The 25,165-nt window shown below is 65.1% G+C and carries 18 protein-coding genes; 17 read left to right on the top strand and 1 reads right to left on the bottom strand.

The annotated features are described in order from the left end of the window. The first annotated feature begins 18 nt into the window (after positions 1-18). The 4 genes from ntrC (at position 19) to prsR (ending at position 7,164) form a co-directional block, all read left to right on the top strand. Positions 19-1,515 carry a nitrogen regulation protein NR(I) gene (ntrC, locus tag ALA01S_RS18955; RefSeq protein ID WP_066339548.1) on the top strand — a complete coding sequence of 499 codons (1,497 nt, stop codon included), beginning with the start codon at positions 19-21 and terminating at the stop codon, positions 1,513-1,515. An 810-nt stretch (positions 1,516-2,325) separates the two neighbouring features. After that, positions 2,326-3,675: a TIGR03013 family XrtA/PEP-CTERM system glycosyltransferase gene (locus ALA01S_RS18960; protein WP_259375531.1), complete on the top strand. Its 1,350-nt coding sequence runs from the start codon at positions 2,326-2,328 to the stop codon at positions 3,673-3,675. A gap of 55 nt (positions 3,676-3,730) precedes the next feature. Further along, complete coding sequence (prsK, locus tag ALA01S_RS18965) at positions 3,731-5,803, top strand: XrtA/PEP-CTERM system histidine kinase PrsK (RefSeq protein ID WP_066339552.1); 2,073 nt, start codon at positions 3,731-3,733, stop codon at positions 5,801-5,803. Continuing rightward, positions 5,800-7,164 (top strand): PEP-CTERM-box response regulator transcription factor, encoded by a 1,365-nt coding sequence (gene prsR / locus ALA01S_RS18970; RefSeq protein WP_066339554.1) that lies wholly within the window; start codon positions 5,800-5,802, stop codon positions 7,162-7,164. The genes prsK and prsR overlap by 4 nt, the downstream gene beginning before the upstream one ends. 204 nt (positions 7,165-7,368) lie before the next feature. Here the strand turns inward: prsR and ALA01S_RS18975 are convergent, their stop codons facing one another. Continuing rightward, positions 7,369-8,376, bottom strand: coding sequence for an NAD-dependent epimerase (locus ALA01S_RS18975; RefSeq protein ID WP_066339561.1), 1,008 nt, complete (start codon positions 8,374-8,376; stop codon positions 7,369-7,371). 404 nt (positions 8,377-8,780) lie between these two features. Between ALA01S_RS18975 and ALA01S_RS18980 the strand changes: the two genes are divergently transcribed. The 13 genes from ALA01S_RS18980 to ALA01S_RS19040 form a co-directional block, all read left to right on the top strand. Continuing rightward, on the top strand, positions 8,781-9,407 hold the full coding sequence (locus ALA01S_RS18980; RefSeq protein ID WP_066339570.1) for an XrtA/PEP-CTERM system exopolysaccharide export protein: 627 nt from the start codon (positions 8,781-8,783) through the stop codon (positions 9,405-9,407). A gap of 78 nt (positions 9,408-9,485) precedes the next feature. Beyond that, entirely contained in the window at positions 9,486-11,063 is a 1,578-nt protein-coding gene (locus tag ALA01S_RS18985; protein WP_066339572.1) for an XrtA system polysaccharide chain length determinant, read from the top strand. Between the two features lie 4 nt (positions 11,064-11,067). Further along, positions 11,068-12,258 carry an XrtA-associated tyrosine autokinase gene (locus tag ALA01S_RS18990; protein WP_307189681.1) on the top strand — a complete coding sequence of 397 codons (1,191 nt, stop codon included), beginning with the start codon at positions 11,068-11,070 and terminating at the stop codon, positions 12,256-12,258. 30 nt (positions 12,259-12,288) lie between these two features. After that, positions 12,289-13,875: a TIGR03016 family PEP-CTERM system-associated outer membrane protein gene (locus ALA01S_RS18995; protein ID WP_084267718.1), complete on the top strand. Its 1,587-nt coding sequence runs from the start codon at positions 12,289-12,291 to the stop codon at positions 13,873-13,875. Positions 13,876-13,880: 5 nt separating this feature from the next. Continuing rightward, positions 13,881-14,933, top strand: a complete 1,053-nt coding sequence (locus ALA01S_RS19000; RefSeq protein ID WP_066339575.1) for an XrtA/PEP-CTERM system-associated ATPase — start codon at positions 13,881-13,883, stop codon at positions 14,931-14,933. Positions 14,934-14,966: 33 nt separating this feature from the next. Beyond that, entirely contained in the window at positions 14,967-15,824 is an 858-nt protein-coding gene (locus ALA01S_RS19005) for an XrtA system polysaccharide deacetylase (RefSeq protein WP_066339606.1), read from the top strand. Further along, positions 15,821-16,858, top strand: a complete 1,038-nt coding sequence (locus tag ALA01S_RS19010; RefSeq protein ID WP_066339578.1) for a FemAB family XrtA/PEP-CTERM system-associated protein — start codon at positions 15,821-15,823, stop codon at positions 16,856-16,858. Before ALA01S_RS19005 ends, ALA01S_RS19010 begins: the two co-directional genes overlap by 4 nt. Positions 16,859-16,914: 56 nt before the next feature. Continuing rightward, positions 16,915-18,486 (top strand): exosortase A, encoded by a 1,572-nt coding sequence (gene xrtA / locus ALA01S_RS19015; protein WP_066339579.1) that lies wholly within the window; start codon positions 16,915-16,917, stop codon positions 18,484-18,486. 91 nt (positions 18,487-18,577) lie between these two features. Continuing rightward, positions 18,578-19,669: a GNAT family N-acetyltransferase gene (locus tag ALA01S_RS19020; protein WP_066339581.1), complete on the top strand. Its 1,092-nt coding sequence runs from the start codon at positions 18,578-18,580 to the stop codon at positions 19,667-19,669. Positions 19,670-19,888: 219 nt separating this feature from the next. After that, a complete protein-coding gene (locus ALA01S_RS19025) occupies positions 19,889-21,163 on the top strand; it encodes a TIGR03088 family PEP-CTERM/XrtA system glycosyltransferase (protein WP_238455858.1) in 1,275 nt (424 codons plus the stop codon). A 5-nt stretch (positions 21,164-21,168) separates the two neighbouring features. Next, entirely contained in the window at positions 21,169-23,106 is a 1,938-nt protein-coding gene (locus ALA01S_RS19030) for an XrtA/PEP-CTERM system amidotransferase (protein WP_066339587.1), read from the top strand. Between the two features lie 81 nt (positions 23,107-23,187). Continuing rightward, positions 23,188-24,501: a nucleotide sugar dehydrogenase gene (locus ALA01S_RS19035; protein ID WP_066339593.1), complete on the top strand. Its 1,314-nt coding sequence runs from the start codon at positions 23,188-23,190 to the stop codon at positions 24,499-24,501. Between the two features lie 64 nt (positions 24,502-24,565). Then, positions 24,566-25,165, top strand: a 600-nt coding sequence (locus tag ALA01S_RS19040; RefSeq protein WP_157119119.1) for a nucleotide sugar dehydrogenase, incomplete at its 3' end; no start/stop codon positions are given.

A 25,165-nucleotide genomic window follows, 5' to 3' on the forward strand; every position in this document is an offset into this window, starting at 1 on the left:
CGAGGTAAGCGCCCAAGCATGAAACCGATCTGGGTCGTAGACGACGATCAATCCATACGCTTCGTGCTCGAAAAGGCGCTGGCGCGCGAGCAGTTCCAGGTCCGCAGCTTCGGCAGCCCGCGCGACGTGCTCGCCGCGCTGGACGACGACGAGCCACAAGTCCTGGTGAGCGACATCCGCATGCCCGGCGGCTCCGGCCTGGACCTGCTGGCCAAGGTCAAGCAGCGCCTGCCGGGCCTGCCGGTGATCGTGATGACGGCGTATTCCGACTTGGACAGCGCCGTCTCTGCCTTCCAGGGCGGTGCCTTCGAGTACTTGCCCAAACCCTTCGATGTGACCAAGGCGGTGGAGCTCATACGCCGCGCCGTCGAGGAAAGCCTGCGCGAGCAGGTGCAGGGCGAGCGCATGGCGCAGATGCCCGAGATGCTGGGCCAGGCGCCGGCGATGCAGGACGTGTTCCGCGCCATCGGCCGCCTCTCCCAAAGCAACGTCACGGTGCTCATCACCGGCGAGAGCGGGTCGGGCAAGGAACTCGTTGCGCGTGCGCTGCACAAGCACAGCCCACGCGGCAACGGGCCCTTCGTGGCCATCAACACCGCGGCCATCCCCAAGGACTTGCTGGAGTCAGAGCTTTTCGGCCACGAGCGCGGCGCCTTCACCGGCGCGCAGAGCATGCGCCGCGGCCGCTTCGAGCAGGCTGACGGCGGCACGCTGTTCCTGGACGAAATCGGCGACATGCCCTTCGATCTGCAGACGCGGCTGCTGCGCGTGCTCTCCGACGGGCAGTTCTACCGCGTGGGCGGCCACCAGCCGCTCAAGAGCAACGTGCGCGTGATCGCCGCCACGCACCAGAACCTGGAGCAGCGTGTCAAGGAAGGCGTGTTCCGCGAGGACTTGTTCCACCGCCTCAACGTCATCCGGCTGCGGCTGCCGCCCCTGCGCGAGCGGCGCGAGGACGTGCCGTCGCTGGCACGCTACTTCCTCTCCAAGAGCGCGCGCGAGCTGGGCGTGGAGCCCAAGCGAATCACCGACGCGGCACTGCAGCGCCTGGCGGCCTTCGACTTTCCCGGCAACGTGCGCCAGTTGGAGAACATCTGCCATTGGCTCACCGTGATGGCGCCGGCCCAAGTGATCGAGCCCAAGGACTTGCCGCCTGAGCTCATGGGCGGCAGCGTGCTGTCGGCCCAGGAAGCGCCGGCACCCAGTGTGCCGAGCGCGCCGCTTGCCGAGCCGGTTCTGGCGGCCGAGTCCGGCGTGCCGGCGGCCGGCGTTGCAGCCGTGGTCGCGACCACGCTGGAAGCCGATTGGCTGCGCGATCTGGAGCGCCAGGCCCGGGGCATGCTCGAAGCGGGCTCGCCGGAAGTGTGGGACACGCTGACCCGGCAGTTCGAGGGCCGCCTGATCCACACCGCGCTGGAACTCACGCGCGGGCGCCGCATAGAGGCCGCGCACAAGCTCGGTATTGGGCGTAACACCATCACGCGCAAGATCCAGGATCTCGGCCTGGACGACTGAAGCGTTGCGCCGGCACCCCGCCGGCGTCCCCGGGCCATCCCCGGCCCGGCGCGTGCAGTGATGCATCGCACGCAGCGCGGCTTTGCTTGACTTCGCGCCGTTGCACCCCCAGGCGGCAATCCCCATGATTGCCGCCAGCGGAGCAAGCAACTTTACGGAGGCCGCCTCATGTTCATAGAGAGCGGCGGGCCGCATGTATTCCCGGCATGGCTGGCCCGTGTCCGTCGGTGGCCTGGTTGTCAACGTCGGCGGCGCTGACCACGGGTGGCTGGTCTGAAGCCGCTGGCTCTGGAAGGCAAGGCTGTCTCAACCCTTCATGCCCAGTCTTGGGCCGAACGGTCCCAGCCCTGGCGCGTAGGTGCCTCACCCGTCCCATGCACTGAGCCGTGCGAGCGCACGCCGTGCTCCATTGCGGACTTTTGTAAGGAATTGTGTATATAAACGCCGTGCCCGTCAGAAGGTTCGTGATCAATGAGGTATATCAAGGAGTTTCTGTGCAAATAATCACATGCATAATTGAAATTAATAAAAGTCGGGATATTGCATAATATATTTCTACTTGATTCATGGCTCTGTGCTAGTAGCAAATAGCTACAAATACCGGCCGCCGCGGTGACTTGGACCCTTGACGGAAAAGGTGCGTTCGATGACCTGATGGCGTGCTCTTGCACAGGAGAGCGAAGCGGCGAGATCCGCGGCGTCATCTGCGGCAGATGGCTTGGGCCCTGGTGGCGCAAGAGGAATTTCCGCCCTAAGGGGCGGTGAGGGGGGAAGGTGATCAGCGTCTACAAGCACCACGTGCACCAGCGAGTGCTTTATCAGGTTGGGTTCGATTTCGCGGCGCTTACCCTTGTCGTGGTTCTTTTCGGCATGAGCCAGGCAAGCGAGGCGTTGGTGTTGACCATGCCCGGCATGGCGGCGCAGGGCATGTCGCTGGCCGCTTTCCTTTGCGTCATCGCCACGGCTTCCGGCTTCTATGAGCCTGCACACAAACGTTCGCTGGGCCAGTCATGTGTGCGTGCGCTGGTGTGCGTGCTGCTGGTGCTTCCGCTGGCTTTTCTGATCGCGCATCTCATGCCCAACAGCCTGGTGCCCGCTGCGGCGCTGCCCACGGCGGCCTTGCTGGGAACGGCGGTGGTGGTGGCGCACCGGGTGTATGCGGCGCATGCCCTTTGGCCCGCACGGCTGAGGACCAGGGTGCTCGTGCTCGGCGCCGGTGAGCGGGCCGCCAACGTGGGCCGCACGATCAAGGAAGCTGAAGCCTCGGTGGAGCTCGTGGGCTACTACCCCACGGTCAACGAAGGTGCCCTTGGCGTGCCTGCGCAGCAACTGCTTTCCACGCATGAGCCGCTGGCCCAACTGGCGCAGCGCCTGAAGGTCCACGAGGTGATCGTGGCGCCCAGCGAGCGGCGCGGTGGCGGCATGCCCATGGACCAGCTGCTGGCCTGCCGTACCCAAGGCATACGCGTGCTGGACGTCTCCAGCCATTTCGAAAAGACCCTGGGCCAGCTGCGCGTGGACTGCCTGGAGCCTGCACTGCTGGTGTTCGGCACCGGCTTCAACCAGGGCCGGCTGCGCATGGGCGTCAAGCGGCTGTGCGATCTGCTGAGCGCGGCGCTGCTGCTGCTGGTGTCGGCCCCGGTCATGCTGATCACGGCGCTGCTGATCAAGCTGGAAAGCCCCGGGCCGGTGCTCTACAAGCAAGAGCGCGTGGGCCTCAACGGGCGCTGCTTTGACGTCATCAAGTTCCGCAGCATGCGCACCGATGCCGAGAAGGACGGGCGGCCGCGTTGGGCCACGGCCAAGGACGACCGCGTCACGCGCATCGGACGCATCATCCGGCGGCTGCGCATCGACGAACTGCCCCAGATCTTCAACATCCTGTTGGGCGACATGAGCATCGTCGGCCCGCGTCCCGAACGTCCCTTCTTCGTCGAGCAGCTCGCGCGCGAGCTGCCCTACTACGGCCTGCGCCACAGCATCAAGCCCGGCGTCACCGGTTGGGCGCAGGTGCGCTATCCCTACGGCGCGACGGTGGAGGATTCGCTGCAAAAGCTCCAGTACGACCTCTACTACGTCAAGAACCACACGCTGACGCTGGACCTGCTCGTCCTGTTCGAGACCGTGGGCGTGGTGCTTACCGGCAAGGGCGCACGCTGACGCCCGGGGGCCGGGCGGGCCTTGCGCGCACGCGACAACTCGGAGTCGAGCCCAGGTGGTAGTGACTTTTGGCCAGGCCGCGATCGCCAGCTACGCCCTGGCGGCAGTGCTGCACCTGTGGCTGGGCCTGCGGCTGGTCCTGGTGAGCGCGGCCTCCGAGCGGGGCACACCCATTGCGCGGGCGCTGCGCTTTGCCTTGCTGTGTACTGCGGCTTGGGCGGTCGTTGCGCTGATCACGCAACTGCGCGGCGAGCCGGGCTGGATCGCCGCCGCGCTGGCATTGGACGCGTGGCGCTACGGCGCCTGGTTCCAGTTGGTGCTGTTGCTGCTGCAGCCCCAGCGCTGGCTGCGCGGGTCTGCGCGCACGCTGGTGTGGACGGCCGTGGCGCTGCCGGTGCTGGCCCTGGTCGGATGGCCTTTGCCTTATCTGAGCTCCTCGGTGGCGCTCGGCCTGCCGGTGCTGGGCCTGCTGCTGTTGGAACAGCTCTACCGCAATGTGGACCAGGACAGGCGCTGGAGCGTCAAACCCGTTTGCATTGGCTTGGGCTGCGTGTACCTGTTCGACCTGTACCTGCATTCCCACGGCGTTCTGTTTGGACAGCCGGAGCCGCACACGCTGGTGGTGCGTGCGGCCGTGCACTCGTTGGCCGTGCCGGCGCTGGCCGTGGCGCTGCGACGCCAAGCGCTGCGGCCGCGGGCCCTGCAGCTCTCGCACAGCATGGTGTTCCATACGCTGACGCTGCTGCTGGTGGGCGGCTACCTGCTCGTCATCTCCGCCATTGGCTACTACCTGCGGGAATTCGGCGGTGATTGGGGTCAGGCGCTGCAGGTGGCCTTCGGTGTGGCGGCGCTGGCAGCTTTGGCCCTGCTCGTGGGTTCAGGCGCGATGCGCGCTCGGCTGCGGGTTTTCGTCAGCAAGCACTTCTTTCGCTACCACTACGACTACCGCACGGAATGGCTGCGTTTCACGGCGGCGCTGTCGGCTCATCCCGACAGCGGCGACATAGGCTCCCACGTCATCCGGGGATTGGGCGACATGGTGGAGAGCCCCGCCGGCACGTTGTGGATGGCTGCGTCCGACGGCACGCATTACTTCCCCGCGGCCTACTGGAACAGCACCCGCGTGCAGGAGCGCGAAGCGGCGGGGTCCGCCTTCGTCAACTTCATGCGCGAGCGCGACTGGCTGGTGGATGTGCACGAGCTTCTCCAGTGCCCCGAGCGCTATGACGGTCTCGCCCCGCCGTCCTGGCTGGCGGCGGATGCATCGGCCTGGGTTGTGGTGCCGCTGCCGGCGGCGCAGGAGCTCACCGGCTTCGTGGTACTGGCGCGGCCGCGCACGCCGTTGCCGCTCAACTGGGAAGTGCGCGACCTGCTCAAGACGGCTGGGCGCCAGGCTGGCATCTTTATCGCGCGCATGCGTGCGTCAGAGGCGCTGCTCGAGGCACGCAAGTTCGAGGCCTTCAACCGCATGTCGGCCTTCGTGGTGCATGACCTCAAGAACATCGTGACGCAGTTGTCGCTGATGATGAAGAACGCCAAGCGGCTGCAGCACAACCCTGAGTTCCAGCAAGACATGCTGGCCACGGTGGACAACGCGTTGGAGAAGATGCGCCAGCTCATGCTGCAGTTGCGCGAGGGCGAGGCGCCCGCGCATGGGCGCTACGGGGTTGATCTGGCCGCGCTGGCGCAGCGGCTGCAGGCCGCGGCGCAGTCGCACGGCCGGATGCTGGACGTCGAGGTCGTGCAGCCGGTGCAGGCTCGCGGCCACGAGCAGCGCCTGGAGCGCGTGGTGGGCCATGCGGTGCAAAACGCGCTGGATGCCACGCCCACGGACAAGCGCGTGTGGCTGCGCGTGGAACGGTGTGTGGGGCAGGCCAGGATCACCGTGGGTGACGACGGCTGCGGCATGTCCGCCGACTTCGTGGCCAACCGCCTGTTCAAGCCCTTCAACACGACCAAGGCCGGCGGCATGGGCATAGGAGCTTATGAAAGCGCGCAATACCTCAAAGAGTTGGGCGGAAGCATTTCGGTGCACAGCGAGCCCGGCAAGGGTACGGTGATCACGATGCTGATTCCGTTGATTGAAACCGAGCGTCCCGCCGACGCGTTCATGGCTGGTGTGGCATGACGACGAATACCCCGCTGTTGATCGTCGAGGACGATCTCGCACTGCAAAAACAGATCAAGTGGTCACTGGACGCTTACGCCAGCGTGGAGGCTGCCGACCGCGAAACCGCGCTGCGCCAAAGCCGCCGCCACCGTCCGGCGGTGGTGACCATGGACCTGGGCCTGCCGCCGGATCCGGATTCGGTGTCCGAGGGCTTCAAGCTGCTGGAGCAGTTGCTGGAGCTCGATCCGCTGGTCAAGGTCATCGTGATCACGGGGCAGAACGGGCGTTCCAATGCGCTGCGCGCGGTGGAACTGGGTGCCTACGATTTTTTGGAAAAACCTTTCGACCCTGACGTGCTGGGTCTCATCGTGGAGCGGGCCTATCGGCTCTACGCGCTGCAGGCCGAAAACACGCGGCTGCGCGCGCTCAACCAGGGCGAGGCCACGCAAAGCGTGATCACACGTGACGAGGGGCTGCTGCGCATCTGCCGCACGATAGAAAAGGTGGCTCCCAGCAGCGCGTCGGTGATGCTGCTGGGCGAAAGCGGCACGGGCAAGGAGGTGCTGGCGCAGGCCGTGCACGCAGCCTCCAGGCGCAACGGCCGCTTCGTGGCCATCAACTGCGCCGCCATTCCCGAAGCCCTGCTGGAGAGCGAGCTCTTCGGTTTCGAGCGTGGCGCCTTCACCGGCGCCACCAAGACCACCGTCGGCCGCATAGAAACGGCTCACGGCGGCACGCTGATGCTCGACGAGATAGGTGACCTGCCGCTGCCGCTGCAGGCCAAGCTGCTGCGCTTCCTGCAGCAGCGCACGATAGAGCGCCTGGGCGGCCGCCAGGAGATTCCCATTGACACGCGCATCGTCTGCGCGACGCACCAGGATCTGCAGGCACTCATACGGGAAGGGCGCTTTCGCGAGGACCTGTACTACCGGCTGTCGGAGATCGTCGTCCAGATCCCGCCGCTGCGCCAGCGCCGTGGCGACGCGGTGCTGCTGGCCCATGCCTTCCTGCGCCGCTTCAGCGAAGAGCAGCGCCGCTCGCTGCGCTTCACCGAGGAGGCGCTGCACGCCATCGAGGCCCATGCCTGGCCGGGCAACGTGCGCGAGCTCATCAACGTGGTGCGCCGCGCGGCCATCATGGCCGACGGGCAGCTCGTCGCGGTGGACGATCTCGGCTTGACCAGCCAGGGTCGCGACGAAGCCGACGAGGCCGACACGCTGGACTTGCGCACCGTGCGCGACCGTGCAGAGCGCACGGCCGTGGTGATGGCGCTGGCGCGCAGCGACGGCAACCTGGCCAAGGCCGCGGAGCTGTTGGGCGTGAGCCGGCCGACCCTCTACGACTTGTTGGGGCGGCTGTCCATCAAGGTCGCGCGCTGATGCGCAATCCGCCGTCCGCATGAGCAGGCCGTCCGCAGGCTCAGGCCGTTTTTGCTTTGCCCGGCACATGCCGGTCATGGCCGGCTGCGGTGACGGGGCGGTGACGGGGCGGTGAGGGGGCGGTGAGGGGGCGGCCGCGCCGCTGCCTCGCGCCTGGGAACACGGCCCCCTTATGCACAGAGGCACCCGGGCCGCCGTCTTCATCTAGACGCCGTAATGCTCGCGATACCAGTGCACAAAGCGGGCAACGCCCTCACGGATGCCCGTGCGCGGGGCGAATTCCACCCAGTCGTTGAGCGCATCGACGTTGGCAAAAGTGGCCGGCACGTCGCCATCCTGCATGGGCAGCAGCCGCTTGTCGGCCTGGCGTCCGAGGGCTTCCTCCACGCATCCGATGAATTCCAGCAACGGCACCGGCTCATGGTTGCCAATGTTGAAGACGCGATAGGGGGCGCGACTGCGGCCGGGATGGGGGGCTTGGGGATTGAAGTCCGGGTCTGACGTGGCAGGGCGGTCCAGCACCCGGATCACACCCTCGACAATGTCGTCGATGTAGGTGAAGTCACGCCTCATCTGGCCATGGTTGAACACGTCGATGGGGCGGTTCTCCAGGATGGCCTTGGTGAAGAGAAACAAGGCCATGTCGGGCCGTCCCCATGGGCCATAAACCGTGAAGAAGCGCAGGCCCGTGGTGGGAAGCCCGTAGAGATGGCTGTAGGTATGCGCCATCAGCTCATTGGCTTTCTTGGTGGCCGCATACAGGCTTACCGGGTGGTCCACGCCGTCGGATTCCGAAAAAGGCATGCGCACATTGCCACCGTACACGCTGGAGCTTGAGGCATAGACCAGATGCCGCACTTGCCCGTGGCGGCAGCCCTCCAGCACGTTCATGAAGCCCAACAGGTTGCTGTCGGCGTAGGCGTGAGGATTGATCAATGAATACCGAACGCCTGCCTGCGCCGCTAAGTGAATCACGCCTTCAAACGCTTCGTTCTTGAAAAGCGCCTCCATGCCGCCGCGGTCAGCGATGTCAAGCTTGGAGAAGCGGAAATTGGCGTGGGGTTGCAAACGCTGCAGGCGCGCCTGCTTGAGATTGACGTCGTAGTAGTCGTTGAGGTTGTCAATGCCTACGACTTGATCGCCGCGCTCCAGTAAGCGCAATGCTGTTGCCATACCGATAAATCCCGCGGCGCCTGTAAGCAAGACCTTCATAACTTCCCTTCAAATTGAATATGCAAAAAGGCTTGGACCCGTTTTCAGCAATCCACCAAATTCACGTTGTATGGCTGATACGTTCATCACGAAAATGAGATTTCGCATTGTGCAAGCCGTTGTCTTCAGGAGGCTTGACTCTTGTCTTACTCATCACCTGTGAGCTTGAACGTTTCATTTTTGCTCGGTGCCAGTGTGCAAAGTTGCCAGCTTGCCTCAGAGATGTCCCTCATTCAGGGCATTGCGTAAGCCGTTCGAGCACTTGTGACTGATAAATCCTGCAAAATTGTACGAAGAGCCGGCAGTCCCTTCCGAGAGGTGGACGTCGTGCAACACGGGTGGCGGCGGCATGCCGGACCATCCAGAGTCTTGGCTGGTTTCTGGTGCTGGTGGGAGGGGTAACAATGAAGCGCAAGCAATGCGTCCGGTCCGGTCGCGCAGTGATCATGGCTGCCGTGCTGGCTATGTTGGGTGCCTGTGCGAGCCAGCCGGACTTTCCGCCGGCGCCCGCGACAGCCGGCACTGACGACTATTCCTACCTCATTGGGCCGGGCGACACCATCAACATCATTGTGTCGCGCAACCCCGAGCTCTCCATGCCCGTGCCGGTGCGTCCGGATGGCAAGATCGCCACGCCGCTGGTGGACGAACTGGTGGCACAGGGAAAAAATCCGCAGCAACTGGCCCGTGAAATCGAACAGGCGTTGGCCAAGTACGTGCGTGATCCGGTTGTGACGGTCATCGTCACAAATTTTGTTGGGCCCTACAGTGAACAAGTGCGCGTCGTGGGGCAGGCCGCCAAGCCGCAATTCCTGCCATACAAGCAGAAAATGACGCTGCTGGATGTGATGATCGCCGTGGGTGGGCTCACCGACTTTGCTGCCGGCAACAGTGCCACCATTCTGCGCACGGCCGAAGGCAACAAGCAGTACTCGGTGCGATTGAAGGACCTGCTCAACCGCGGAGACATCTCCGCTAACGTCGAAATGCGTCCGGGCGACATCCTCATCATTCCCCAGAGCTATTTCTGACGGCTGCCTGTTGCGAGGCTGCTGGCGGCCGCGGGACCACGATGCCGGGTCCCGCTTGGTGTACTTAAAGGAATCTTGATGGAAGAGCTGCTTGAGCAGCTGTCTGCTTTCTCGCGCGGCATGTGGCGCTTCCGCTGGCACGGGCTGGTTGTGGCCTGGGTGGTTGCGGTGGTCGGTGCCACCGTGGTGTGGCGCCTTCCCGATCGTTACGAAGCTTCGGCGCGCATCTACGTTGACACGCAATCCATCCTGCGCCCGCTGATGTTGGGTTTGGCCGTGCAGCCCAACGTGGATCAGCAGCTGCAAATGCTCAGTCGCACCCTCATCAGCCGCCCCAATGTGGAGAAGCTCATCCACATGGCCAATCTCGACCTCAAAGATGCCTCCATCCCCGAGCAGGAGGCGCTGATTGAATCTCTGACCAATAAGCTCTCCATCAAAGCTGTAGGCCGCGACAACTTCTACCAGCTCAGCTATCTGGATTCCAATCCGGAAAAAGCCCGCCGTGTGATTCAGTCGCTGGTTTCGATTTTTGTGGAATCCAGTTTGGGCGCGAGCCGCAAAGACACCAACTCGGCCAAGCTTTTCCTGGACGAACAGATCAAGGCATATCGCGCCAAGCTGGAGGAGGCTGAAACCAGGCTCAAGGAATTCAGGCTGCGCAATATCGAATTGCAGACCAGCTCTGGCAAAGACAGTGCCAACCGCTTGACCGAACTGAGCGGCTTGCTTGAGCAAGCCAAACTGGAGTTGCGTGAAGCCGAAACTGCGCGAGACACCGCTCGAGCACAACTGGCCGGCAAGTCGGTCGTTGCGGCCAGCGGCAGCGCTTCGGCTTCCGTGGACAGCGCCGCGCTGGCGTTGGCAACGCCGGAGATCGACGCACGTTTGGAAGCGCAGCGGCGCCACCTCGACGAGTTGCTGCAGCGCTTCACGGATCAGCATCCGGAGGTGCTTTCCACGCGGCGGCTTCTCAAGGATCTTGAGGAACAGAAGCGGCGCGAGGTGGATGACCTGCGCCGATCGGCAGCTGCTTCCGGCAGCGCCATAGTTGCCACAGGCAGCAATGCCAGTCCCGCGGCATTGGAGCTTTCAAAGCTTTTGGCCTCGTCGGAGGTGCAGGTCGCCACACTGCGTGCTCGCGTGGCCGAGTTCACCGCCCGCTATGCCGTGGCCCGTGAGCAAATGAAGACGGCCCCGGCCCTGGAGGCAGAGGCTGCGCAGCTCAACCGCGATTACGACATCCACAAGAAGAACTACGAGGGACTGGTCACACGGCGCGAGTCCGCCACCATGTCCGGTCAATTGGAGGATGCAGGCGTGGCCGAGTTCCGGCTGATAGACCCGCCGCGTGTGCCGCCCAAGCCTGCCGCCCCCAATCGGCTGCTTTTGCTTCCGGTGGTGCTGGTAGCCGGATTGGTGCTGGGTGTGGTCATCTCTTTGGCGATGAGCCAGCTGCGCCCTGTATTTTACCAAGGTGGTGAATTGCGCAACAAGCTGGGATTGCCATTGCTCGGCGTTGTGACGCTGGTGATGACGGAGACGCAACAGCGTCAGGAGCGGCTGGACCGTTTGCGTTTCCTCGGGGCTCTGGGTGCGCTGGTGGGGGTGATGCTGCTGGTCATGGCCGCTACAGCGTTGAAAACCATGAAATGAGGCCATGAGCAGTTTGATAGAACAAGCCGCTGCACGCTTGGCGCAATTGCGAAATGCTGGCGCGGCCGATCCGGGGCAGACCACGGCACTTCCCGCTGTACAGGATCCCATTGCAGGCGTGGTGCCGACCAGTGACGCCGGCAATGCGTCATTGCAGCCCATCGATTTCCCGGGTTTCACTGCTGCACCAGAATTTCCGCCTATGCCGGAATTTCCGCCGGTGCATGAGTTTCCCGAAGTTCAACTGCCCGAACTTCCAGCCATTCCTGCTGCGGTTTTTCCTTCTTCACACGCTGCATCTGAAGCCGCATCTGCTGTCAAGGCGCAGGGTGGTTTTTTTCACGAAGAACGGTCTGTGCCGTCCGCCATTGCGGCAACGGCCATGCCGGCGGCCACTGCAGGCGCTGCTTCTCGCTTGGTGCAAGCCACATCGCGTCGCGTGGAGCTGGATCTGCAACGCTTGGCGGCTCTCAACTTTGTGACGCCTGGGTCGCCGCGATCGCGCATCGCGGACCAGTACCGAGTGATCAAGCGCCCACTGATCGCCAATGCGCTGGGCAAAGGTGCTGCCCCCGTTGCGCATGGCAACCGCATCATGGTGACCAGCGCGCTGCCAGGCGAGGGCAAGACCTTTACCGCGGTGAATTTGGCGCTGAGCATCGCTGCGGAGCTGGACACGACCGTGATGCTGGTGGACGCGGACGTTGGCCGACCATCCGTGCTCAAGACGCTGGGCCTGGCTCCGGGGCCCGGGCTGCTGGATGTGCTCGAAGGGCGTGCCACCATGCCGGAGGTGCTGCTGCGCACCAACGTGGACAAGCTCACGCTGCTGTCCGCCGGTACGCTGCACGACCGCGCCACCGAGGTGCTGGCCAGCGATGGCATGCATGCGCTGCTGCAGGAAGTGGCGCAGCGTTACGACGATCGCGTCATCATCTTTGACTCGCCTCCGTTGCTGCTGACCACAGAGGCGCGTGCTCTGGCCAGCCATATGGGGCAGGTCATCATTGTGGTGCAGGCAGGCCAGACCAGCCAGTCCGATGTGCAAACCGCGCTTGCAACCATTGAGTTTTGTCCTGTGAAGTTGCTGCTGCTTAATCAGGCGCGCGGCACCAAGCTGGATGCCTACGCAACAGGATACAAGTATGGGTATGGCTACGGATATGGTCAGGAGCATGGTGATCAGGCGGCCTGAGACCTGTGTTTCACCGCGGAGCGCACGGCGATGAAATCCTTTGCGCATCGCCGAGCGGCCTTGCCTGTGCTTGGGTGTCTGGCCGCAGCGAGCATGCCGTTGTGCGCACAACAGCTTGCCCAGCCTGCATCCGGTGTCGTGCAGCCGTCGCCGGTGCCGCAGCTGGAGCAGACTTCCGCTTCTCAGCCCACGACTTTCGTCGAGGCCAAGCTGACTTTGGGGCAGACGATCACCAGCAACGTGGCGTTGAAAAGCGGCGGGGACAGCGATGCCATAACGCGCATTTCGCCCGGGTTGTACGTCAGCAGCCACTCCGGCAGAGTGCAGGGCTTTTTGAACTATGCCCTTGCAGGGGTGGCCTACGCCCGCACCAGTGGCTCCAACAGCTTGAACCACCAGTTAAGCGCCAACGCAAGCGCGGAACTGTTGGAGCGGCGCGCGTATATAGATGCGAAGGCATCGATCATGCAGCAAGCCGTCAATCCGCTCGGGGTCGACTCCGAGGACAGCCAGCTGGGACGCAGCAACCGTTCGGAAGTCAGGACCGTACAGCTGGCTCCTCGCGTGGAAGGGCGCCTGGGCGACTTGGCTAACTGGGATGCGAGCGTGTCGCATCGCGCCACGCACAGCGTCTCCGCGTCCTCTTCCGATTCTTCGTCCACGCAATGGCGGTTGCAGGTTGGCAACGCCGCGCAACAGCGGACCACAACGAGTTGGACGGCACAGCTCTCGCACAACGTGCAGGACTTCAGCCTTGGCCGCCGTACTGCGAACGACATTGCTCGTGGCGTGGTGGACTGGCGGTTCGCTCAGGATGTGTTTGCTGGTGTCATTGCGGGTTACGAGTCCAGCGACGTCGCCAGCGAGGACATGCAGGGGCGGGCAACTTACGGTCTTCGCGCGGGCTGGGCCCCCAGCGAGCGCACGAATTTGTTTGCGGAAACGGAGAAGCGGTTCTTCGGCAATGCCCACACACTCCGCTTCTCCCATCGCATGGCCCGCTCCTTGGTGAGCTATAGCGACACGAGAACGATTTCCTACGGATTGGGGCAACCGCTCACGGTGGGGCACAGCACGGTCTATGATTTTTTCGATCAGCTCTACACCTCCAGTGAGCCCGATGCCAGCGCGCGTGAAGCCAAGGTGTTGCAGGTGCTTCGTGATAACGGGTATTCCGCAACCGACGCGACCAACCTGCTTCCTGCGTTCCTGAGCTCGTCGGTGACGCTGCAGCGGGCGCAGCAAATGACCTATGGCTGGACGGGCGTGCGTGACACATTCACTGTTTCACTGCAGCAAACCACGGGCCGGCGAGTGGACAATCGAGAGGTCTTCGGCGATCCCTTCTCGGTCAACAGCGGCATCCGGCAGCGTGGCTTGTCGATGTCGCTGGCCCACAGGCTCACGCCTTTGTCTACGCTCACGCTGGGGCTGACCCAGCGGCGCAGCATTGGCGACGTGAACAGCAGCAAGCTGCGCTCGATGACGGCCCAGCTTTCGACCAAGCTGGGCCCCCGTACCAGTTTTTCCCTGCTGGCCCGACGGGCAAGCTCTAAAGGCAGTTCGCAGCCATACACCGAGTCGGCGCTGGTGTGCACGTTTGCGATGACGTTCTGACCATCATGTACGAAGCATTCTTTGGGCTGACTTGCAAGCCATTCCAGCTCAATCCCGACCCTGCTTTCTATTTCGCCAGCAAGCAACACCGGCGTGCCAAGGCCTATCTTGACTATGGTGTGCTGCGCAACGAAGGTTTCATCGTCATCACTGGTGAAATCGGTGCCGGCAAGACCACGGTGCTGCGAGGATTGCTGGAGGGGCTGAACCAGAGCAACGTGGTGGTTGGCCAGCTCGTGACGACGCAGCTCGATGCCGAAGACACGCTGCGCATGGTGGGCGCGGCTTTTGGCCTGCGCGTCAAGGACGTGCCCAAGTCGGAGCTGCTCATTGCGCTGGAGGCGTTCCTGCTGAGCATGGCGCAGGAAGGCAAACGCTGCTTGCTGATCGTGGACGAGGCCCAGAACCTGTCGATGCGCGCGGTGGAAGAGCTGCGCATGCTCTCCAACTACCAGCTTGGCAATCAGTCGCTGCTGCAGAGTTTCCTGCTTGGGCAGCCCGAGTTCCGGCAGATCCTGCAGCGCCCGGAGATGGAGCAGTTTCGCCAGCGCGTGGCCGCCACCTGCCACATCGGCCCGCTGGATTTGGAAGACGCGCAACACTACATCGAACACCGGCTGCGCTGCGCCGGTGCTGCTCCCGGTGTGCCTGAGTTCGAGTCTGGTGTCATCGAGGCCGTGCATCAGGCCGGTGCCGGAATTCCGCGGCGCATCAATGCGCTGTGCGACAGGCTGCTGTTGCTGGGATACCTCTCGGGCAGCACGCGCTTGACGCTCAAGGACATCGAACAAGTCGTGGCGGAATTCGCCAGCGAAGCCGCGTTGCCTGGCAGCACGCCTGCGGGGATGGCGACAGGGCTTCAGTTTGGCGCCGTTCAGCCGATGTCAGAAGAGGTTGCTCGGCTGATCGCGTTGCAGCATGGCGAAAGGTTGCAGCGGCTTGAGCAAAGTCTGCTGCGCCTGGAGCACATCAATTTGCAGACGCTGACTTTGCTGCAGCGACTATTGGGAGAGGGCGAGCAGCGCAATGCCGGCAAGCCTGAGGAAAACCAGGACTGAAACCAGCCTGTGCGTCATTGGGCCAACAACAACATGCGACAAGCCCCTGTTACCAACGCCTTCACCATCGATGTCGAGGACTATTTCCAGGTCTCGGCATTTGCTCCGCACATTCCGCGCAGTGAATGGGAGCTGCGCGAATGCCGAGTCGAGCGCAACGTCGAGCGCATTCTGGACATGCTGCGGCGGCGCAAGGTGCATGCGACGTTCTTCACGCTGGGCTGGATTGCGCAGCGCTATCCGCATCTCGTGCAAGCCATCGTGGCTGGCGGCCATGAGCTTGCCAGCCATGGCTGGGACCACCAGCGTGCCAGCGATCTCACGCCGCAGGCGTTTTTCGAGGACGTTCGCCGTGCCAAGGCGCTGCTGGAGGACCTCGGGGGCGTGCCGGTGTTGGGGTACCGGGCGCCAAGCTTTTCGATAGGGCGCGCCAATCCCTGGGCCTTTGACGAACTCGAGCGCGCAGGCTACCGCTACAGCTCCAGCGTCTATCCCATCGTGCACGACCATTACGGCATGCCCGAGGCCCCGCGCTTTGCGTTCGACGCCACCACGCGTGGCTTCATGGAGGTGCCGCCCACCACGCTGCGCCTGCTCTCGCGCAACCTGCCGTGCAGCGGGGGCGGTTATTTCCGGCTGCTGCCTTACGGCGTCTCGCGCCGGATGTTGAGGCATGTCAACGAGGCCGAGCGCCAGTCTGCGATCTTCTATTTTCATCCGTGGGAAATAGATCCCGATCAGCCTCGCGTGGACGGCGTGGGCGCCAAGGCGCGCTTTCGCCATTACTTGAACCTGCAGCGCATGGAGTCTCGGCTGGAGCGGCTGCTGGCTGATTTTCATTGGGGCCGCATGGACCGCATTTTTCTGGGCACGGGCTCCCTCAACGCATGATTCAAATCGAATTGCTCGCCGCAGGCGACAAGCGCGCCGCGGCGCAATGGGACGAGTTCGTCTTTGCCTGTCCTCAGGCCACGTTTTTTCATCGCGCCGGGTGGCAACGCGTGCTGCAAGAGGCGTTCGGCCACCAGACGCATTTTCTTCTCGCGCGGCGGGCCGGCGCCATCGAGGGCGTGCTGCCCCTGGCGCATGTGCGCAGCTGGCTGTTCGGCAGCTCGCTCACCAGCTTGCCCTTTGCCGTGTACGGCGGCGTGGCCGCCACCAGCAACGACGCTGCACAGGCGCTTGAGGAGCATGCCGACCAGCTGGGCCGCAAGCTGGGCGTGCAACACCTGGAGCTTCGCCACACGTCGCAGCGGCATCCCGACTGGCCGGCGCAGGACCTCTACGTCACTTTCCGCAAGGAACTGCTGGAAGACGAGGAGGCCAACATGCTGGCCATTCCGCGCAAGCAGCGGGCCATGGTGCGCAAGGGCATCAAGAACGGCCTGACCAGCGAGGTGCACCGGGACGTAGGCCGCTTCTTCGGACTCTACGCCGACAACGTCCACCGCCATGGCACCCCGGCGTTGCCTCGCCGCTACTTTCAGCTGCTGCAGGCCGAGTTCGGCGATGCACTGGAGCTCATGGCCGTCAATGGCCCGGATGGGCAACCATTGAGCGGCGTGCTGAGCTTCTACTTTCGCGACGAAATCCTCCCGTACTACGCAGGCGATGCCGTTGCCGCGCGCGATCTGGCTGCCAACGACTTCAAGTACTGGGAGCTCATGCGCCATGCGTTGGCGCGCGGCGCCAAGGTTTTCGACTACGGGCGCAGCAAGCAGGGCACGGGCTCTTTTGCCTTCAAGAAGAACTGGGGTTTCGAGCCCACGCCGCTGCACTACGAATACCGTCTCTACAAGCGCGATTCGGTGCCGCAGAACAATCCTTCCAACGCCAAGTACAAGCTGTTCATTGAAGCTTGGCGCCGCATGCCCATCGCGCTGGCCAACCGGCTTGGGCCGCTCGTGGTGCGCAGCCTGGGGTGAGCCGTGCTCGTACTGTGGTTCCAGGCCCTGCGCAGGTCGTTGTCGGAGCAACGACTATGAGCGCCGTGTTTTCGCTGCCTGAGCGCAAGCGTTGGCTGCGCGCGCTGTTGGCGCTGGCTGCGGTGCTGGCTGCGCTGCTGTGGCTTTACCGCGATACGGCTCTGGGCATGGTGGGGATCTGGCTGCGCTCGGAGACGTTCACACATGCCTTCACCGTGCCTCCGATTGCCTTGTGGCTGATCTGGAGGCGGCGCGCGCGGCTGGCGACGATGTTGCCCAAGCCGGTGCCATGGCTGCTCGCGCCCATGGCCGCCGTGGCGCTGGCATGGCTGCTCGGATACCTGGCTGCGGTCAATGCGCTGACGCAGTTCGCGCTGGTCACGCTGGTGGTGCTCAGCGTGCCTGCGGTGCTGGGATGGCAGGTGGCGCGCGACATTCGCTTCCCGCTGCTGTTCCTGTATTTTTGCGTACCGTTCGGCGAATTCCTCATCCCGCTGCTCATGGACGGAACGGCGGACTTCACCGTGAAGGCATTGCAGCTGTCGGGCATCCCGGTGCTGCGTGACGGCTTGCAGTTCACCATCCCCAGCGGCCACTGGTCGGTCGAAACGGCATGCAGCGGCATTCGCTACCTGATGGCTTCCCTGATGGTGGGCGTGCTGTTTGCGTACCTGAACTACACGTCCACGCTGCGGCGCTGCGTGTTCGTGGGCGTTTCCATCGTGGTGCCCATCCTGGCCAATTGGATGAGGGCGTACCTGATCGTGCTGGTTGGGCATCTCAGCGGCAACGAGATCGCCACGGGTGCCGATCACCTGGTCTACGGCTGGCTTTTCTTTGGCATCGTCATCCTGCTGATGCTCTCCATAGGCGCGTTCTGGTCGCAGCCGGAGCATGCGCTGGAGGCCAGCGATCCGGCGCCGCCCGCGCAGTCCGCCGGTGATGTGGGGGTCAGCCTGTCAGTGGCGGTCGCAGGTGTGCTGGCCGTGCTGGCGCTGCCCCATGGACTGTTGGCCCGGGTGCAGGATGTCGCGGCGCCCAGCCTGTCAGGCGCAACAGCCCTGGTGGCGCCGGCCCAGGGGTGGGCTTCGACCACGCAAGCGCCGGCCGACTGGCAAAACCTTTACGTCAACCCGACCCTGCGGCTGGAGCGCAACTTCGTGCGCGATGGGCGGCATGTCGGCCTGCAGTTGGCCTACTACGCCGCCGAAACGCCTGACAGCAAGCTCGTGAGCTCGGCCAATGCCTTGGGGCAAGGGAAGGACGGCCCCTGGGCCCAAGTACAGCGCGGCAGCCAGACGACGCAGGTGGGCGGCCGCTCCATCGCCTGGCGTACCGCCGAGCTGCGCCATGTGAGCGCTGCTTTGGACGACCAGAACAGCGGCCGCGTGCTGGTGTGGCAGCTCTATTGGGTCAACGGGGAGCTCACCGCAAGCGAAGCCTGGGCCAAGGCCTTGCTGGCGCTCAACCGCCTGGCCGGTCGTGGTGGCGATGGCGCGGCCATCATGGTGTACACGGAGCGCATCTCGGCGGATCAGGCGACGCAAACGCTGCAGGATTTCGTCCGCGACCACTTGGACGCGCTGCTGGCCGGGCTGCGCCAGGCGCGCCATGGTGAGCGCAGCTGACCCAGGGCCGGGCCCGGCAGGCCAAGCCCAGCAGACGGTTCGGCAACGGCTCCAGCCGTCATCGCCGGCAGCCCTCCTGACGGACGTCCTGGTGGTGCGCCGTCCGGACGAGCTTGCGCCCGATGCCCTGGCACTGCTGGCGCAGGCCGAACACGCGGGCGTGGAGCTGGGTGCGGCCTGGTATGCCAACTTCGTTGCCAGCTTGCCTGAGCTGGGGGCGCTGGCGCATTTCCATGTGCTGCGGCAGGCGGGGCGTGCGGTGGCGGTACTGCCTGTGCTGGCCGCACGGCATGGGCAGCCCGCCGTGCCGCGAGGACGCGTGCAGTCGCTGGCCAACTACTACAGCGCGCTTTGGGCGCCGGCGCTGGATTCGGCCCTCACCCCGGAGCTGCTGGCCGAGCTGCTGCGCCATGTGGCGCGTTGGCACGCGCCGGTACACAGCCTGCATTTCGCCCCCATGGATCCCGGCTCGCGCGCCTGGAGCCTCATGCAGGACGCGCTGCGTCTGGCCGGTTGGGGACGTTGGGATTTCCTGGCCTTCGGCAACTGGTACCTGCAGGTGAGCTCGGACTGGGCCGGCTACCTCGCGCAGCGGCCCGGCGAGCTGCGCAACACGTTGCGCCGCAGTGAAAAGCGCCTGCTCAAAGCCGGCGCCCAGATCGAGATCGTCTGCGGTGGCGAGCGGCTGGCAGCGGCCCTGCGGGCCTACGAGCAGGTCTATGCCGCCAGCTGGAAACAGGCCGAGCCTCATCCCGGTTTCATGCAGGAGCTCATACGCTGCTGCGCCCGGCAGGAGTGGCTGCGCTTGGGCGTGGTCTGGCTGGAGGGGCAACCCATCGCGGCACAAGTGTGGATAGTCGCCCACGGCAAAGCAGCCATCTACAAGCTTGCTTACGACGAAGCCTTCAAGGCGCTGGGCTCCGGCACGGTGCTGACCGCGCGCTTGATGCGGCATGTGCTGGAAATCGATGGCGTCGCGGAGGTGGACTACCTCATGGGCGACGACCCTTACAAGCGCCACTGGATGAGCCATCGCCGGGAGCGGCGGGGGCTGCGCGCCTACAACCTGCACACGGTGCCCGGCTTGGTGGGTGCGGCGCGGGAGGGTTTGACGACGCTGTTGCGCCCATGGCTGCTCAAGCTTCGCGGCAGAAAACAGCCGCCAGCACCTTTTCACGCCTGAATTGTGTCAACTTGGTTACTTATTGGCCCGGTTGCCGGCGCAATCGTTCACGCCTTCCTATTTCTCCGGTGCAATGCTCGGGTCTGTTTCATGGGTGTTACAAATTAGAATTCCAGCTTTCAAGTGTGCGTGGGCGCTGAGTGGTTGCGCTGCGCGTGGCTTTGGAGGGGGCGTGCTTGGGCGCGTTTCCGCTGGCTGGTGACCGGGTGCCGCAGTGGCGTGGAGAAAGTCGAGTTTGGTGATGGCAAAGACCGCAACGGGCTGCTTGGGCTGGAGCAAAGGGGCGCACGGGTGACGGACGTGACCGACGTGCACGCCCTTGAGCGGACGGATCTGCGGCCACAAGGCGCTGTGCGGCCGCTGGTGTTGCACGTGGTCTACCGCTTTGACACCGGGGGCCTGGAAAACGGGATCGTGAACCTCATCAACCACATGCCGCTGCAGGCTTACCGGCATGCCGTGCTGTCGTTGACGGCGGTCACGGATTTCAGCCGCCGTGTGCAGCGCAAGGACGTGTCGTTCATCGCGCTTCAAAAGGGACCGGGCCATGCCATTGGCCTGTATCCGCGCATGTACCGTCTTTTCCGCGAGCTGCGCCCAGCCGTCGTGCACACCAACAACATTGCCGCGCTGGAGTGCGCGGTGCCCGCCTGGGCCGCCGGCGTGCCCTTGCGCATTCACAGCGAGCATGGCTGGGACGTGTCGGACCTTCACGGCAGCAATCCGCGCTATCAAAAGGTGCGCCGCCTGTACCGTCCCTTCGTCTCCCACTTCGTCGCGGTGGCCTCTGACATCCAGCGCTACCTGGTGGAGAAGGTGCGCGTGCCGCAAGGCCGCGTGAGCCTGATACACAACGCCGTCGACACCGTGCGCTTCCATCCGGTGGAAGGCGAGCAGCCCACGCCGATCCCGGGCTGTCCCTTCTCGGCCCAGCGGCATTGGCTGGTGGGCACCGTGGGCCGCATGCAGGAGGTCAAGGACCAGCTCAACCTCGTGCGGGCCTTTGCCCACGCGCTGCGCGAGCAACCGGCGCTGCGCGAGCGCATGCGGCTGGTGATGGTGGGCGATGGCCCGCTGCGCGCGCAGGCGCAGGCGCTGCTGCAGGAGCTTGGGCTGGCCGACCTGGCCTGGCTGCCCGGTGAGCGCAGCGACGTGCCGGAGGTGATGCGGGGCCTGCACTGCTTCACCCTGCCGTCCAAGGCCGAAGGGCTTTCCTACACGCTGCTTGAAGCCATGGCCAGCGGGCTGCCCGCCGTGGTCACCGCCGTGGGCGCCAACCCCGAGCTCATCGCCAACGGCGTCACCGGTGAAACCGTGCCGCCCAACGACCCACAGGCCCTGGGCAGCGCGCTGGCGCGCGTGGCCGGCGACCCCGGGCAGGCGCGGCGCATGGGGCGCACCGGGCGGCTGCGCGTGGAGAAGGATTACGGCCAGCAGGCCATGGTGGCGGACTACCAGCGCCTTTACGACCGGCACCGAGCTCGGAGCAACTGAACGACATGTGCGGCATCACCGGCCTTTTTGACACTCGTGGCGTGCGCAACTTCGAGCGCGCGACGCTGCAGCGCATGAACGATGCCCAGTTTCACCGCGGCCCCGATGCAGGCGATCTGCATCTGGAGCCCGGGGTGGGGCTGGGGCACCGGCGCCTGTCCATCATCGACCTGGCCACGGGGCAGCAGCCGCTGTTCAACGAGGACGGTTCGGTGGTCGTGGTCTTCAACGGCGAGATCTACAACTACCAGGAGCTGGTGCCCGAGTTGCAGGCGCTGGGCCATGTGTTTCGCACGCACAGCGACACCGAGGTGATCGTGCATGCCTGGGAGTCCTGGGGGGCGGAGTGCGTGCAGCGCTTTCGCGGCATGTTTGCCTTCGCGCTGTGGGACCGCAACCAGCAGAGCTTCTTCATCGCGCGCGACCGCTTGGGCGTCAAGCCGCTGTTTTACGCGCTGCTGGACGATGGCACGCTGGTCTTCGGCTCGGAGCTCAAGACGCTGCTGGCGCACGGCGGGCTCAGGCGTGAGCTGGACCCGCTGGCGGTCGAGGAGTACTTTGCGCTGGGCTACGTCGCCGAGCCGCGCTGCATCTTCCGCCAGGCCCGCAAGCTCGAAGCCGGGCACACGCTGCTGCTGCGTCGCGGCCAGCCGTTGCCCGCGCCCAAGCCCTACTGGGACCTGCGCTTCACGCTGCAGCGGCGCGTGGGCCTGGAGGAGGCCTGTGCCGAGCTCGATGCGCGGCTCAAGGAGTCGGTGCGGCTGCGCATGATTGCCGACGTGCCCTTGGGCGCCTTTCTTTCCGGCGGCGTGGACTCCAGCGCGGTGGTGGCGCACATGGCCGGGCTGTCGCAGTCGCCGGTCAACACCTGCTCCATGGCGTTCGCGGACCCGGCCTACAACGAGGCCGAGTTCGCCAGGATGGTTGCCGAGCGCTACCACACCAACCACCATGTGGACATGGTGGACAGCGAGGACTTTGGCCTCGTGGACACGCTGGCCCGGCTGTACGACGAGCCCTACGCCGATTCTTCCGCCATTCCCACCTACCGCGTCTGCCAGCTGGCGCGCACCCACGTGAAAGTCGCGCTGTCGGGCGACGGCGGCGACGAGACCTTTGGCGGCTACCGCCGCTACCGCATGCACCTGATGGAAGAGCGCATGCGCCGCGCCTTGCCCCAGGGCTTGCGCGGGCCCATGTTCGGCCTGCTGGCGCGCATGTATCCCAAGGCCGACTGGGCGCCGCGCGTGCTGCGCGCCAAGACCACGTTCGAAGGCATGTCGCGCAGCGCCGTGCAGGCCTACTTCCACAGCCTCGCGCAGTTGCGCCAGCCGCAGCGCGACCAGATCTTCAGCGACGCGCTCAAGCGCGAGCTCGGCGGCTACTCGGCCGAGGCGGTGTTCGAGCGCCACGCGCGCAAGGCCGGCACGGACGACCCGCTGGCGCTCATCCAGTACATCGACCTCAAGACCTGGCTGATCGACGACATCAACACCAAGGTTGACCGCGCCAGCATGGCGCATGGGCTGGAGGTGCGCGAGCCGCTGATGGACCACGAGCTCGTGGAGTGGTGCGCCTCGCTGCCCTCGGCGCTCAAGATCAGCGGCCAGGAAGGCAAGCACTTCTTCAAGAAGGCCCTGGAGCCGCGGCTGCCGCACGACGTGCTGTACCGGCCCAAGATGGGCTTCTCGGTGCCGCTGGCGCGCTGGCTGCGCGGCCCGCTGCGCCAGCGCGTGCGCGACTCGCTGCTGGGCGGCGCCATGGCTGCCACGGGCTGGTTCAATGCCCGCGCGATCGGCCAGCTCATTGCGCAGCACGAGTCCGGGGCCGGCGATCACAGCCGCGCGCTGTGGACGCTGCTGATGTTCGACGCCTTCCTGCGCAACGTGGCCGGCGTCGGTGCCGCCAGCGAGGTTCGCGGCCTCGACTTGGCGCCGGCTTGAGACCCGTCACGCAGCTTTAATACCTGTCGTATTGCAATACGTGTTCACCCCAGCGGGACACCCGTCATCGAAAGAGCACACATGAAGATTTCCGTTTTTGGCCTGGGTTATGTCGGCGCCGTCTCGTGCGGCTGCCTGTCGGCAATGGGTCACGAAGTGATCGGCGTTGACACCAACCCGACCAAGGTCCGGCTCATCAACGAGGGGCGTTCTCCGGTGGTGGAGGAGGGCATCAACGAGCTCATCGAAGCCAACGTGGCCGCCGGCCGGCTGCGCGCCACCGACGACATGGTGCACGCGGTGATGAACTCCGAGATGTCGCTGATCTCCGTGGCCACGCCCGCGCTGCCCAACTTCGTGCCTGACCTGAGCGCGGTGGAGGCGGTGGTGCGCGACATCGGCGAGGTGCTGCGCGACAAGCCCGGCGCCCACACCCTGGTGCTGCGCAGCACGCTGCCGCCGGGCACGACCGAGCAGCGGCTGCTGCCCATCCTGACCAAGGCCGCCGGACGCGAGGTGGGTGACCGGCTGTCGCTGGTGTTCAACCCCGAGTTCCTGCGCGAGGGCTCCTCGGTCAAGGACTTCAACCAGCCGCCGCAGACCGTGGTGGGCAGCCTGGACGAGGCGGGCTACGTGGCCATGGAGCAGCTCTACGCCGGTGTGCCCGGCGAGTTCGTGCGCACCAGCGTGCGCGTGGCCGAGGCCGTCAAGTACCTCTGCAACGTGTTCCATGCGCTCAAGATCGTGTTCGCCAACGAGGCCGGCGCCGTGCTCAAGGCACTGGAGGTGGACTCGCGCGAGGTCATGCGCATCTTCTGCCAGGACAGGCAGCTCAACATCTCGCCGGCTTATCTCAAGCCGGGCTTTGCCTTCGGCGGCTCGTGCCTGCCCAAGGAGGTCAAGGGCTTCCTGACGCTGGCGCGCCAGGCCGACGTGGCCGTGCCCACCATGGCCGGTCTGCTCGACAGCAACGACGCCCACATCGGCCGTGCCTTCGACGTGATCGCCGCCAAGGGCCGCTGCCGCGTGGCGCTGTTCGGCTTGGCCTTCAAGCCCGGCACCGACGACATGCGCGACTCGCCGCTGGTGGTGCTGGCCGAGCGGCTCATAGGCAAGGGCTTCCCGCTGGCCATCCTCGACCCCAACGTGCAGCTGGCGCGGCTGCTGGGCAAGAACAAGGAATACATCGAGCGCGAGGTGCCGCACCTGGAACACCTGCTGCGCAACTCCGCCGAGGAGGCGATGGAGGGCGCGGACGTGATCGTGGTGGGCCATGCCGACCCCGAGGCGCGCCAGGCCATCCTGGCGCATGCCGGTGCTCGCCGCGTGATCGATCTTGCGGGCTACGAGGCCTTGCGCGCCGTCGGCCCGGCCTACGAAGGGCTTTGCTGGTAAGCCGCTGCCGCCCAGGCCCGGCACGGTGGTGCCGGGCGCGAAGAATCATCAAGGAAAGCAATCAATGAAGGTCACTGTCATCGGTACGGGCTACGTGGGCCTGGTCACGGGCGCCTGCCTGGCGGAAATGGGCAACCACGTGGTGTGCCTGGATGTGGACGAGCGCAAGATTCGCGTGCTCCAGGACGGCGGCATCCCGATTCACGAGCCGGGGCTGGAGGCCATCGTGCAGCGCAACGCGGCCATGGGCCGCTTGCAGTTCACCACCGACGTGGCCCAGGCGGTGGCGCATGGCACGCTGCAGTTCATCGGCGTGGGCACGCCCCCGGGCGAGGACGGCTCGGCCGACCTGCAGCACGTGCTGTCCGCGGCACGCAGCATCGGCGCGCACATGACGGACTACAAGGTCATCGTGGACAAGAGCACGGTGCCCGTGGGCACGGCCGACCGCGTGCGCGAGGCCGTGGCCCAGGAGCTGGCGCGCCGCGGCGTGGACGTGGCCTACGCCGTGGTGTCCAACCCCGAGTTCCTCAAGGAAGGCGCGGCGGTGGGCGACTTCATGCGGCCGGACCGCATCATCGTGGGTGCCGACGACGAGCGCGCCGTGCTGCTCATGCGCGCGCTGTACGCCTCGTTCACGCGCAACCACGAGCGGCTGCAGCTC

Origin of the sequence: Azohydromonas lata NBRC 102462, assembly GCF_001571085.1 — a bacterium.
In the GTDB taxonomy this organism is placed as follows: Bacteria; Pseudomonadota; Gammaproteobacteria; order Burkholderiales; family Burkholderiaceae_C; genus Azohydromonas; species Azohydromonas lata.

What these genes read in the sequence shown, in the direction of transcription:
- ALA01S_RS19035 (WP_066339593.1), top strand. Translation starts at nt 23,188, where the DNA reads ATGAAGATTTCCGTTTTTGGCCTGGGTTATGTCGGCGCCGTCTCGTGC.
- ALA01S_RS19005 (WP_066339606.1), top strand. Translation starts at nt 14,967, where the DNA reads ATGCGACAAGCCCCTGTTACCAACGCCTTCACCATCGATGTCGAGGAC.
- xrtA (WP_066339579.1), top strand. Translation starts at nt 16,915, where the DNA reads ATGAGCGCCGTGTTTTCGCTGCCTGAGCGCAAGCGTTGGCTGCGCGCG.
- ALA01S_RS18980 (WP_066339570.1), top strand. Translation starts at nt 8,781, where the DNA reads ATGAAGCGCAAGCAATGCGTCCGGTCCGGTCGCGCAGTGATCATGGCT.
- ntrC (WP_066339548.1), top strand. Translation starts at nt 19, where the DNA reads ATGAAACCGATCTGGGTCGTAGACGACGATCAATCCATACGCTTCGTG.
- ALA01S_RS18985 (WP_066339572.1), top strand. Translation starts at nt 9,486, where the DNA reads ATGGAAGAGCTGCTTGAGCAGCTGTCTGCTTTCTCGCGCGGCATGTGG.
- ALA01S_RS18990 (WP_307189681.1), top strand. Translation starts at nt 11,068, where the DNA reads ATGAGCAGTTTGATAGAACAAGCCGCTGCACGCTTGGCGCAATTGCGA.
- prsR (WP_066339554.1), top strand. Translation starts at nt 5,800, where the DNA reads ATGACGACGAATACCCCGCTGTTGATCGTCGAGGACGATCTCGCACTG.
- ALA01S_RS19030 (WP_066339587.1), top strand. Translation starts at nt 21,169, where the DNA reads ATGTGCGGCATCACCGGCCTTTTTGACACTCGTGGCGTGCGCAACTTC.
- ALA01S_RS18995 (WP_084267718.1), top strand. Translation starts at nt 12,289, where the DNA reads ATGAAATCCTTTGCGCATCGCCGAGCGGCCTTGCCTGTGCTTGGGTGT.
- ALA01S_RS18975 (WP_066339561.1), bottom strand. Translation starts at nt 8,376, where the DNA reads ATGAAGGTCTTGCTTACAGGCGCCGCGGGATTTATCGGTATGGCAACA.
- ALA01S_RS19000 (WP_066339575.1), top strand. Translation starts at nt 13,881, where the DNA reads ATGTACGAAGCATTCTTTGGGCTGACTTGCAAGCCATTCCAGCTCAAT.
- ALA01S_RS19010 (WP_066339578.1), top strand. Translation starts at nt 15,821, where the DNA reads ATGATTCAAATCGAATTGCTCGCCGCAGGCGACAAGCGCGCCGCGGCG.